Source organism: Tateyamaria pelophila (assembly GCF_019966495.1).
GTDB classification, from domain to species: Bacteria; Pseudomonadota; Alphaproteobacteria; order Rhodobacterales; family Rhodobacteraceae; genus Tateyamaria; species Tateyamaria pelophila.
Map to the genome: position 1 here is coordinate 19,859 of NZ_JAIMIA010000055.1, position 12,189 is coordinate 32,047.

The 12,189-nt window shown below is 59.2% G+C and carries 11 protein-coding genes; 8 read left to right on the plus strand and 3 right to left on the minus strand.

From position 1 onward, the window contains the following. Positions 1 to 1,356, minus strand: a complete 1,356-nt coding sequence (uxaC, locus tag LC354_RS16290; protein WP_223425689.1) for a glucuronate isomerase — start codon at positions 1,354 to 1,356, stop codon at positions 1 to 3. 90 nt (positions 1,357 to 1,446) lie between these two features. Between uxaC and LC354_RS16295 the strand changes: the two genes are divergently transcribed. From LC354_RS16295 to LC354_RS16330, 8 genes are all read left to right on the plus strand, one after another. Next, positions 1,447 to 2,484: a Gfo/Idh/MocA family protein gene (locus LC354_RS16295; RefSeq protein ID WP_223425691.1), complete on the plus strand. Its 1,038-nt coding sequence runs from the start codon at positions 1,447 to 1,449 to the stop codon at positions 2,482 to 2,484. Next, the gene (locus LC354_RS16300) at positions 2,481 to 3,488 is read left to right on the plus strand and encodes a Gfo/Idh/MocA family protein (RefSeq protein WP_223425693.1); all 1,008 of its coding nucleotides are present in this window, start codon (positions 2,481 to 2,483) and stop codon (positions 3,486 to 3,488) included. The genes LC354_RS16295 and LC354_RS16300 overlap by 4 nt, the downstream gene beginning before the upstream one ends. After that, positions 3,485 to 4,528, plus strand: coding sequence for a Gfo/Idh/MocA family protein (locus LC354_RS27900; protein WP_223425695.1), 1,044 nt, complete (start codon positions 3,485 to 3,487; stop codon positions 4,526 to 4,528). Before LC354_RS16300 ends, LC354_RS27900 begins: the two co-directional genes overlap by 4 nt. Further along, positions 4,525 to 5,715 (plus strand): mannonate dehydratase, encoded by a 1,191-nt coding sequence (uxuA, locus tag LC354_RS16310; RefSeq protein WP_223425700.1) that lies wholly within the window; start codon positions 4,525 to 4,527, stop codon positions 5,713 to 5,715. Before LC354_RS27900 ends, uxuA begins: the two co-directional genes overlap by 4 nt. Continuing rightward, positions 5,712 to 6,722 (plus strand): Gfo/Idh/MocA family protein, encoded by a 1,011-nt coding sequence (locus tag LC354_RS16315; protein ID WP_223425702.1) that lies wholly within the window; start codon positions 5,712 to 5,714, stop codon positions 6,720 to 6,722. Before uxuA ends, LC354_RS16315 begins: the two co-directional genes overlap by 4 nt. A gap of 154 nt (positions 6,723 to 6,876) precedes the next feature. Then, positions 6,877 to 7,788 carry an NAD(P)-dependent oxidoreductase gene (locus LC354_RS16320; protein WP_223425704.1) on the plus strand — a complete coding sequence of 304 codons (912 nt, stop codon included), beginning with the start codon at positions 6,877 to 6,879 and terminating at the stop codon, positions 7,786 to 7,788. Further along, positions 7,785 to 8,651 carry a sugar phosphate isomerase/epimerase family protein gene (locus LC354_RS16325; protein ID WP_223425705.1) on the plus strand — a complete coding sequence of 289 codons (867 nt, stop codon included), beginning with the start codon at positions 7,785 to 7,787 and terminating at the stop codon, positions 8,649 to 8,651. The genes LC354_RS16320 and LC354_RS16325 overlap by 4 nt, the downstream gene beginning before the upstream one ends. Before the next feature lie 106 nt (positions 8,652 to 8,757). Continuing rightward, the gene (locus tag LC354_RS16330; RefSeq protein WP_317849335.1) at positions 8,758 to 10,059 is read left to right on the plus strand and encodes a nucleotide sugar dehydrogenase; all 1,302 of its coding nucleotides are present in this window, start codon (positions 8,758 to 8,760) and stop codon (positions 10,057 to 10,059) included. Positions 10,060 to 10,092: 33 nt separating this feature from the next. Here the strand turns inward: LC354_RS16330 and LC354_RS16335 are convergent, their stop codons facing one another. Then, positions 10,093 to 11,151, minus strand: coding sequence for a flavin monoamine oxidase family protein (locus LC354_RS16335; protein ID WP_317849336.1), 1,059 nt, complete (start codon positions 11,149 to 11,151; stop codon positions 10,093 to 10,095). Next, a complete protein-coding gene (locus LC354_RS16345) occupies positions 11,148 to 11,819 on the minus strand; it encodes a cupin domain-containing protein (protein WP_223425707.1) in 672 nt (223 codons plus the stop codon). The genes LC354_RS16335 and LC354_RS16345 overlap by 4 nt, the downstream gene beginning before the upstream one ends. Positions 11,820 to 12,189 lie beyond the last annotated feature (370 nt).

Below are 12,189 nucleotides of genomic sequence, written 5' to 3' on the forward strand. Positions count from 1 at the left end.
TTATCCCAGTTTATAGGTGTTGCGCGCCAGATCCGTCGCCAGAAGTCCCGCGAGCATTTCGGCGCTGGATTTTGAAAAATACCCCCGGTCAACCTGCTCCGCCAGATGCAGGCTAACCGAACGGCGCCACAAATCATGACGCGCCGGGATCGACAGGAATGCCCGTGTATCATCATTGAAGCCTGCGAGGTTCCAGTATCCGGCCGTTTCGACGACCTGATCGAAATAGCGCGCGATGCCTGCCGCACTGTCGTGAAACCACCACGGTGGCCCGATCCGCAGACAGGGCCAATGCCCGGCCATCGGGGCCAGTTCGCGCGCGTACGTGGTTTCGTCCAGAGTGAACAGGATCAGCGTCAGGTCCGGATTGTTGCCAACGCGATTGAGCAAAGGCTCCAGTCCGCGCACCCAATCGGTGGGCACAGGGATATCGGCCCCCATATCGCGCCCAAACGCATCCTTGATCGCGTGATTTGTGTTGCGGCGACTGCCTGCATGCAACTGCATCACGAGGCCGTCCTCGATCGACATTTGCGCCATTTCCACCAGCATATGCCCGTGAAAGGCCGCTGCATGTGTCATATCGCCCGCCATCAGCTGATCAAAAACCGCGCCGGGGGCATCCAGCCAGCACAGGTTAGGCATCTCGATGGCGTGATCTGTGGCCGTCGCTCCCATCGCCTTAAAGAACGCGCGGCGCGTGCGCAGCGCCTCAACGTAACCGGGGAATGTTTGTGTATCCTGCTGGGTCAGGCGGCCAAGGCGCATGACCGCATCCGCCCATCCTTGCATATGTGGATCAAGCACGGCGTCCGGCCGGAAGGTGGGAACCACCCGGCCAGCCCAGTCCGACTGCTGGATGGTGGCATGGTCGTCCAGCGGGTCCAGCGCACCATCCGTCGTCGCCAGCACTTCGATATCAAAGCGGTCAAACAAGGCGCGGGGTGTATTGGCCGGATTTCCGACCCATTCGGCAATCTGGTCATAGAGATCATTCGCCGTTTCCGGACCAAGAGGAGTGTCGGATCCGATTGTTTCTTCCAGCACGTAGGTCATCCAGGTCGCGCTGGGTGTGCCCAGAAACAGATGCCAGTGATCCGCGAGGATTTGGAAGATGCGGCGTGGGTCGCGGCGCTCGGGAGCAACGCCAATCCCAAGATCGGTCAGGGGGACGCCCTGGGAATACAGCATCCGGAACACGTAGTGATCCGGGATTACCAACAGCTCTGCGGGGTTCGCAAAGGCTGCGTTCGTGGCAAACCATGCGGGGTCACAATGCCCATGGGGAGAGACGATGGGTGCGTCCTTAATGCCCTCGTAAAGCGTGCCCGCCAGTCCTGAAAGTTGCCTCGCCATGTCCATTCCTCCGATTTCGGGCGAACCTACCACGAATGGGTCTTGGCGCACCCGGTAAATACCGCCAAGCTGGCCCTCGGGAGGACGAAAATGAATGTGTTGATGATCGGAATGGGCATGGTGGCCCAAACCCATCTTCTGGCCTTGCGCGACTCTGCGGTCAGTTTGCGACTGGGGGTGGTTCTTGGTCGCGACATGGATCGGGTCGCGGCGTTTTGCGATGTGGCCCAAGGCATTCTTGGATACCCTGTTTCCGGCTTTACGACACTGTCCGATGCAGCGGCGACGCAACCGGACATGGCCATCGTTTTGACGCCCCCAAATGCTCGTTTGACCTATGCGCAAGATCTGGCCCAAGCAGGCATTCCGACCCTTATGGAAAAACCGGTCGAGCGCACGTTGGAGGATGCTCGGGCGATTGTCGAGATTTTCGAGCGCGCGAAGGTGCCGCTGGGCCTGTGTTTTCAGCACCGGACACGGGCGGCGGCCGTTAATTTGAAGGAACGCCTCGGCCGGGGCGATCTGGGCGATGTCGTTCATGTGGAAATGCGGGTACCCTGGTGGCGGGGTCAGGATTATTACGACGCGCCGGGACGGGGCAGTTACGCGCGCGACGGTGGCGGCGTGATGATCAATCAGGCGATCCATACGCTGGATCTTGCGCTCTGGCTGCTGGGGCCGGTGACGCGGGTGCAGGCGATGATGCGCACCAGTCCGTTGCACCGGATGGAGGCGGAGGACATTGCGGCGGCTTTGATGGAATTTGCATCCGGCGCAACGGGCGTTTTGAGTGCAACAACTGCAACATACCCCGGGGATGCAGAGAGCATCGCCATCACAACGGCCAACGCGCAGGTCACGTTGCAGGGCGATCATTTGAGCATTCATTGGCATGACGGACGCACCGAAACCACGGCTCCTGATGACGCTGGAGGGACAGGGGGCGGTGCGGATCCGATGGCGTTCACACATGCGTGGCATCAAGCGGTGATCGAGGATTTTGCACGGTCTGTGCAGGTTCGCAGACTGCCTTTGGCACCGGGGCGCGAAGCGTTGCATGTTCACGCGGTGATCCACGCGATGGAGCAGGCGGCCCGGTCCGGAACCCTTGCGGAGGTCTCGCTGTGACGCTGGCATTTGTCGCACTTGGTCTCGATCACAGGCACATCTACGGCATGACCGAAAACATGATGCGCATCGGGGCGCGATGCCTCGGGTTTTGGACGGAAGGTGCGCCGCAACCTCTTGAGGGTTACGTGAAACGCTTTCCTGACTTACATCGCTTTACGACTATGGATGAGGCCCTGAATGCCGGGGCTGACTTGGCTTTGGTGTCTGCAATTCCGGCGGATCGGGCGGGTTTGACCATCCGTGCCATTCAATCCGGTCACGACGTCATGACGGACAAACCCGGTTGTACCGATCTGGCGCAGTTGGCCGCGATCAAGGGGGCAGTGGCCGAGACGGGCCGCATCTGGTCGATCAACTTTTCCGAGCGTTTCGAGGTACCTTGTGTGACGTTGGCCGATCAACTGGTGCAAGAGGGCGCAATCGGCAAGGTCGTGCACACAACCGGGTTGGGACCACATCGGTTGAACCGGTCAACCCGGCCGGATTGGTTCTTTGACCGCTCCAAGTACGGGGGTATTTTGACGGACATCGGTGTGCATCAGATCGACCAGTTTCTGCACTTTACCGGGTCGAAGACGGCGCAGATCACGATGGCGCATGTGGCCAATCATGCCAATCCCGACGACCCCGGTTTGCAGGATTTCGGAGAGATGGCCCTGCGGTCAGATCACGCATCCGGTTACATTCGCGTCGATTGGTACACGCCGGATGCCTTGCCGAATTGGGGCGACGGGCGACTGACGCTGTTGGGCACGGATGGCTATATCGAATTACGCAAATATGTCGATGTGGGGGGGCGTGACGGAACGGATCACCTTGTTTTGGTAAATGGCACGCATTGCGAAACGATTGATGCCCGCGAAGCGGGATTGCCTTACTTCGACCGTTTGGCGCATGATATCGCGCACCGAACAGAAACGGCGATGCGGCAAGACCACTGTTTTGAGGTGATGGAACTTGCTTTGCATGCCCAAGCCATGGCCGAAGGGCATGCGCCGTGATCCGGGTCGCTGTTCTTGGTGGCGGGATTGGAGCGCAACACCTTGAGGCCTACCGGGCTTTGCCGGAGTTTCAAGTGGATATGCTTGTGGATCAGGATCAAGCTCGGCTCGAAGCGCTGGCAACGGGGGATATCCGCCGTGCGACCGATATACAGGCCGCATTGGATGCGGACGTGGATGTTATCGACATTTGCTTGCCGCCCCGCCTGCACGCGCCAATTGCGCAAGAGGCGTTGCAGGCTGGCAAACACGTGATCTGCGAGAAGCCGCTTGCGACGTCGCTGGCCCAGATCGATGCCCTCAGGGAGGCGGTGCAAGTATCAGGCCGCCAGATTTTCCCGGTGTTTCAATACCGGTTTGGGCCCGGCTTTTCCCGGTTGCAGACATTGCGCGCCGCCAGATTCACCGGTGCGCCACGGGCCGCGGCGATTGAAACGCATTGGAACCGTGGGTCTGACTACTACGCCATTCCGTGGCGTGGCACCTGGGCCGGGGAGCAGGGTGGTGCAATCCTGGGTCATGCCATCCATGCGCACGATTTGGTCGCACATTTCATGGCGCCTGTTGTCGCGGTGAGCGCCCGCCTCGGCACGCTCATCAACCCGATCGAGACGGAGGATACGGCGGCGTTGATTTTCGAGTTGGAAGGTGGTGGGTTGGTTACGAGTTCCGTGACGCTCGGGGCTGCGCGTGACGAAACGCGGCTGAGATTTGTCTATGAGCATATGACAGTGACGTCGGATACGACTCCGTATGCGCCAAGCGAAGGGGTTTGGCAATTCCTAGCGCGCGATGCTGATCAGCAGAGCGCTATCGATACTGCCATTGACAACACGACACCCGATTTGTCGGGCTTCTGTGGGTTCTTATCAGAGGTGGCCAACGCGATTGCGGGGCAGCCGAACCGAGCGGTGACATTTGACGACGGCGCGGCCTCCATCGCTTTGGTGACCGCAATTTACGAGGCGCACCGCAGCGGTGCACGGGTGGAATTGCCTTTGGCGACGAATCACTCTCTTTGGCAAGGATGGCAACCATGATCGAATGTTGGCGCTGGTTTGGACCGGACGATCCCACGACCCTTTCGGACCTGCCGCAAGTGGGTGCAACGGGTGTCGTCACGGCGTTGCATCAATTTGCACCAGGCATGCCGTGGCCGGAGGCTGACATCGCAACCCGCAAGAGGATGATCGAAGGCGCCGGGCTGACTTGGGCGGTAGTCGAAAGCCTCCCGGTGTCCGAAGCAATCAAGACCCAAGGGCCTGATATCGCGTCTCATCTCGCGCATTACTTGGGCAGCTTGGAGGCATTGGCACGGCAGGGTGTTCAGACAATCTGTTACAACTTCATGCCAATCCTGGACTGGACACGAACCAACACGCATGCGCCTCAACCCCACGGCGGTACAGCGATGTTATTTGATCTGGTGGATTTCGCAGCCTTTGACCTGCACATCCTGGAGCGGTCAAGCGCCGTCGATGATTATTCAGAGGCTGTGCAAGACGCGGCTTCGGTTGCATTTGAAGCGATGGATGATGTCAGTAGGAAGCGATTGACCCGTACAGTCATTGCCGGGCTGCCCGGCGCCAATGACGGCTGGACATTGGAAGATGTGCGCGCGCGTCTGGAAACCTATGACGGGATCACCGCAGACCGTCTCAGGCAGAACCTGATCGACTTTCTGTCCGAGGTGGTACCAACGGCTGAACGCTTGGGCTTGCGACTGTGCTGCCATCCAGATGATCCACCCTTTCCGCTGCTGGGGCTGCCGCGGGTGATGTCGTCGGCTGATGACTACGGCAGAGTTTTGGACGCAGTAGATACGCAGGCGAATGGCGCGACGCTCTGTACTGGGTCATTGGGTGTGGGTGCGGACTTTGATGCGCCGGAGTTCGTGCGTCGCTTCGGCCCACGCATCCATTTCGCCCATTTGCGCAACACCAAGCGGCTACCGTCACCTGACCCGAGCAGGCCGGGCTTTTTCGAGGCTGCGCATCTGGAAGGCGACACGGATATGGTCGCCACGATCACGGCATTGATGGATGAGCAAGCGCGCAGGCGCGCCGAAGGGCGCAGTGATCACGCAATTCCGATGCGTCCGGATCATGGGCAGGAATTATTGAGTGATCGGGAACGCGACAGCCTGCCCGGATATCCACTGATCGGGCGGATGCGCGGTTTGGCCGAGTTGCGCGGGATCATGGCGGCAGTCGAGGCGCGTGGATGACGCGCATAGGTGTTGCGGGTGCGGGCCTGATCGGCAAGCGCCATATCGACGCAATTGCTCGGACACCAGGCGTAGAACTGGGCGGCGTGCTTGATCCCGGATTGCAGGGCGCTGAGAGTTTGCCAATGGTAACAGACTTGGCGGCGCTGGCTGCGTGTTCGGACGGAGTTATTCTCGCAGTGCCAAATGCGTTGCACGCGCCGATGGCAATTGAACTGCTGGAGGCGAACTGCCCGGTTCTGGTTGAAAAGCCATTGGCAGGGACTGCGGCAGAAGGGGCCAAGATTGTGGCGACCGCAGAACGCACGAATGTGCCGCTGCTGGTCGGTCATCATCGCCGCCATAACCCACTGATCGCAAAAGCGAAAGAGATCATTGAACGTGGAGATCTGGGTCAGATAACAGCCGTGCATGGCCACTGCTGGCTGCCCAAACCGGACAGTTATTATGATACTGAATGGCGGCAAAGCTCCGGCGCGGGACCGTTGTTTATCAATCTCATCCATGACGTGGATGTGTTGATGTATCTGTGTGGTCCGATCACGCGTGTTCAGGCGTTTGAAAGCAACGCCATCCGTGGCGCAGAGGCAGAGGAAGTCAGTGTTGCCATTCTGCGCTTTGCCAGCGGCGCCCTGGGAACGGTCAACCTGAGTGATGTTTCGCTTGGGCCGTGGAGTTGGGAGCTGACTGCGGGCGAGAACCCGGCCTATCCCGCCACGGACCAATCCAGCTATGTGATTGGCGGGCGCAAGGGGTCGCTCGCCTTGCCAAACCTGACGCTGTGGAACCAGAGCGACGGACCGGATTGGTGGGCGCCGATATCTGCCACGCGGATGCCGCTCGAGGCCGCCAATCCGCTGGAGGCGCAGATCGCGCATTTTGCCGACGTCATCCGTGGCGCTGCAACACCGCTGGTGAGCGGGGCGGATGGATTGCGCGCGGTTCAGGTTGTCGAGGCGATCAAGCAGGCGGCTCAAACCGGCGCATTCGTCACCATCGCATGTTAGATTTTTCTCGCGGCTTGCATATCCTGTGTTAGCGTTGGAGGGCGCACTGACAACGGTGCGCCGCGATAGGGCAGGGGGTGTCTTTTGGACCTGCCCGGCGCCCGCGCATGGCGTGAAACCCCACCAGAAACCGTAGCACGAAAAGGAGCAGCTGATGATGTCGGTTGGTGTTGTTGGATTGGGGGATATGGGCAGCGGGATTGCCAAGAACCTCATCGCAAACGGGTTTGAAACATGGGGGATCGATCTGATCCCATCGCGCAATCAGGCCCTTGTCGATATGGGCGGACATACGGCACTGTCTGTTGCCGAAGTCGGACGCAACGCGCAGGCCGTTTTCGTGATGGTCATGCAAGGGGTTCAGGCGCATGAGGTGATTCTGGGTAAAGACGGTCTGGCCGCGACCATGGCGCCGGGCGGGATCATCCTTTTGACGTCCACGATCAAACCGTCAGAGGCGCGCGCGATTGGGGCCGGGCTGCAAGGCTCAGGGTTGCATCTGATCGACAGCCCTGTGTCCGGGGGGTATCCGGGTGCGCAAGGCGGCACGCTGACCTTGATGGCAGCGGGGACGGACGCGGCACTGGCGCAAGCCAAGCCCGTGATGGAGGCCGTGTCGGCGGCAATTCACCGGGTCGGCACGGAGCCGGGTGAAGGACAGGTGGTCAAGGCGTGCTTGCAGTCGCTGATCGGATCGATCTTTTCTGCGACCTTCGAGGCGGCGGCCCTTGCAGCCAAGGCGGGTGCGCCGGGTCAGGTCATTCTGGATGTATTCTCGACCTCTTCCGCGGGGTCCGGCATCACCAACAACGCGTTGCAAAAGATCATCGACCGGCAATTTGAAGGCACCGGCAGTCATATTAACACGATGCACAAGGACCTGACCATTTCGATGGCCCTGGGCGAGGAATTGGGCGTGCCCTTGCACACCGCGGCCGCCGCGATGCAGATTTTCCATGCGGGCCGCACACGGCATCCAGATGGCGACAACTGGATTTGCACAAAGGTGATCGAAGAGATTGTGGGGGCCGAGTTGCACCGCGATACGGCCAAGGTGACGCGATGAAACTGGGTGTCATTTGTGACGGGATAAGCCGCGATCTGGCACATGCGGTAGACGTCATGGACGAATTTGATCTCGACTATGCCGAGTTGCAATTCGTCGGAGACACGGAGGTCGGAGACCACTCCAAGGCGGAAATCCGGGAGATTGACACCTTGTTGCGGGACCGGGGCAAGCCTGTCAGCTGCCTCAGCCGCCATGTCTTTGCCGGAACCACGTCTGCGAACCGTCCCGGCGATGCGCTGCACATCCAACACATGGACGCGCTCAAGCGGGTGATCCACATGGCGCATGTCGTGGGCAGTCCGCTGGTCCGCATCATGACTCAGAAGAAAGAGCAGATCCTGTGGGGTAAAAACGGGGCCGAACGGTGGAATGTCGCCCATGGTGCGTGGGATGCCATGGCCCCGATGATTGCGCCTGCCGTCGATCTGGCCCGGGCCGAAGGGGTGACGCTGGTGGTCGAAACCGGAAACGGTACGATGGTAAATTCCAACTATACCGCCCGTCGTTTGATTGACGAATTGGATGCGACGGACGCACTCAAGGTCTTGTGGGACCCGGCCAACAACTGCTGGTGCCACGAGTTGGCCTTTCCGGATGGCTACGGCGAAGTCAAAGACGGGTATCTGGGTCACATCCATATCAAGGACGTACAGGTGGACACACCGCGCGCCACGCTTGAGGTTCGCCGGATGGGCAAAGGTCAGCTTGGCCCCTTGTTTCAACCGATGGCCGATGCCTTGCGGATGGACGGATACGATGGCGTGATTTCGTTCGAAAGTGTCTATCACCCCGGCAATGGCGATTTCGAAGCGGGGTTTCGGGCCTCCATCGATCACTTCAAGGCGATCTTTGGCCCCTGAAAGGTATCAATGCGCGTGTCCGCTATCATTTCGGACGTGCGCGCTCATATTGCGCTTGGCGGCCACGCTGGATAGGCAGGGGCCGTACGGAGTGTAAGGACGGCCCATGACGAACATCGCTGAATTGCCCGCTTTGCAAGACCTCCGCGTCGCTGTGATCGGGTTGGGATATGTGGGCCTGCCGCTGGCTGTTGAGTTCGGCAAACAGCGCCCCACAATCGGCTTCGATTTGAACGCCGATCGGGTGTCGGCTTTGCAAACCGGGCGTGACAGCACGGGCGAGGTCGACCCCGAGGACATGTCAATGGCGCATCACCTGAGATATTCAAGCGATCTGGCCGAGATTGCCGATTGCAACGTCTATATCGTCGCCGTGCCCACGCCCATCGATCAACACCGCCAGCCCAATCTGGGGCCGCTCTTGTCCGCCTCGCGCATGATCGGTTCGGTGATAAAGCGCGGCGATATCGTGGTGTTCGAAAGTACGGTTTATCCTGGTGCCACCGAGGAAGACTGTTTGCCATTGGTCTCGGAAGGGTCCGGTCTGATCCTCAATACAGATTTTTTCGCCGGCTACAGCCCCGAGCGGATCAATCCGGGCGACAAGACACGCCCGCTGCCCAAGATCGTCAAAGTCACGTCGGGCTCGACGCCTGAGGCAGCGGACCTGATTGATGCGCTTTACGGCACCATCATCACGGCTGGTACGTTCAAGGCGGCCTCGATCCGGGTGGCCGAGGCATCAAAGGTGATTGAGAACACGCAGCGTGACGTGTCCATCGCTCTGATCAACGAATTATCGATCATCTTTTCGCATCTGGATATCGACACCAGCGCCGTGCTTGATGCGGCGGCGACCAAGTGGAACTTCAACCGACTGTCGCCGGGTCTGGTGGGTGGGCACTGTATCGGCGTCGATCCCTATTACCTCGTTCATAAATCCATAACGGCGGGACATATCCCCGACATCATTCGAATGGCGCGAGAGATCAACGATGGCATGGCGCGTCATGCGGTGACGCTGTTGATCAAGAAGATGATCCAAAAGCAAGCGCGCGTGAATGGCGGGCGGGTCTTGCTCTTGGGGCTGACCTTCAAGCAGAACTGCGCCGATATCCGCAACACCAAGGTTGTCGATATGCTGGATGAGTTGGCGAGCTACGGACTGAGTATCGATATGTTCGACCCTTGGGCCGATCCATCAGAACTGCGGTCTGAGTATGACGTGGAAATGCTGCCAGAGATGCCTACACCTGAAGGGCGTTATGATGCAATCGTTCTTGCTGTTTCCCATGACACTCTGGTTGAAATTGGCGCAGACGGGATGCGTGCCTATCTGACAGGGCAAGGTGTGTTCTTTGATATGAAGGCCGTTTTTGATCAAGATGACAGCGATTTACGTCTCTGAGGCGCGAGCGGGCCAATAGATTTGCCTCAAGGGCTAGTTTAGCAAAGTCGCAGCCTTGCGCGCGGCGTCGAGGCCGGTCTCAATCGCGCCTTCAATAAGGCCTCCATGTCTTTGGGACACCTCGGCGCCAGCGAAGAGCAGACGATCACATATTACGTGTGACAGTTCTGGCGCGCCGTATGGGGGATGGCCCATTGGTGGCGTTTGATCGGCCTTCGTTGCGGTAAACGGCTCTGCCGCCCAGTCCATGATCCGCAGTGTTTTCGGATTGGCCGCTTGCGGTCCGAACAGGCGCGCCAGTTGGGCCAGCGTGGCGTCGCGCAATGCGACTTGATCCTGCCGCTGGGTAAAGGGCCAACCAACGAACCCGAACAAACCAAATTGGCCCAGATCGGGATCACTTTGGTCGGCAATCTCGACCAATGGGCCGATCTGGCTGACTGCACTACCGGACAGTTCGGCCTCACGCCAGAACGGACTGTCATACAGAGCAACAACCTTGGCATGCGCCGCCATCCAGGTGGGCCAGCGCGTCATGGCCATTTGCAGAGGCGCTGTCCAAGCCGGTATCACATCCCATGTAGCGGCGATCGGGGGTGGAGCGGTATTTATGATGACGTCACCACTCCATGTGATGCCGTTCGCGGTTGTGATCTGCGGATTGCCAGTGAGGTCCAACGCGGAAACGGCTTGGTCAAAGTGCAGACTGCCTGGCGGGAGTGCCGCGTACAACGCATTCGCCAAGGCACCGACACCGCCTCTGATGCGCGCGGCATCGCCATATCGCTTTGGGACATTGCCGCGCTGAAGGCCTTGTGCTGTTTCATAGACAAATATGCCGTCTTCGAACTGGGGCAGCGTCATCAATCCAAGATCATTGAGTAAAGTGCAAACATTCGGCTGAGCGCCGGGCCAGATCCACGCGGGCCCGAGATCAACGGCGCCTTGACCTGCCGGCAAACTGACAGCGCGACCGCCAACGCGCGCACGCGCTTCGAGCACGGCGACCTCATGGCCGCGCGCAATCAGGTTTCGGGCGGCGACGAGACCCGCGAGGCCCGCGCCGATTACAACGACTTTAGAGCCGCTCACGCCTCGACCATTTGCCGCAGATGTCCTGTTTTGACCCAGATACGGGCGCCCGTGGGCCCTGCGGTCAGTATGGTTGCGCTGTCAGGTGGGAGGCGTAGCCAGTCCCTTGCCTGCAAGGTCTGTCCATCTTCGATCAAACTGCCTTCCAGTACCAGAATTTCTGCACCATCCGGCGCCTGAAAAGGATGTGCCGTGGTCTTGTTCCAGGCTTCAACGACAACCTGTTCCTGCGCGTCTTTGAACAAGGCGAACGTCTCGACTCCATCGCGTTTCGGATCGGGCACCAGATCTACAGTGTTCATGTCAATACGAACATGTTTCCTGTCTTCGGGGGTGAACTGCCAGAGCTTCACAAAGATCGTTGCTCCGGGCGCAGAGCTTGGTGTGTGCCGAGAAGTCGGGGGGTTGCGCACGTACGTGCCGACCGGGAAATCGCCAGACTCGTCTTGAAAGACTCCGTCGAGCACAATGTATTCTTCGCCCCCGTCATGAGTGTGAGGCGCAAACGCGCTGCCGGGTGCAAACCGCACGATTGTCGTGGCACGTGCAACCTCATCACCGACACGATCGAGCATTTTGCGTTCAACCCCGGCGCTTGGCGAAGCCCGCCACTGGTTGTCCCTGTCGTGGATGCATATCTTTTGAGCGAAATCGGAATTCAATTGCATTGTGCGCTCCTGTTCGGTGATACTCTGGTAAACCTAGGTATCATTGATTGAGTGGGCAACGCGAGCGCTCTGTATTTTGCGCGGGACGATATTTTTATGCTAAAAATATTTGGTCCCTCAGTTGGGCGAAGTCGCGTCAAATACAGCAAATGCGTTGCTCGACAGAGCTGAATATTGCATGGGTCTGTACGGATGTGATGCGATTAGCTTTGCGGTTCTTTGGTGCAATCAGTCGAATTGCATCAGGGGTTGAGATCATCGCCTTTGATGTTGGAATTGCCGTCGTCGCACGTCAGGGGAATCGCGTTTGGAACTGAAGGCGTGAACGGTCACTCTTGCCTGTGAGGGCGAGATGGATTCTGAAGTGGGG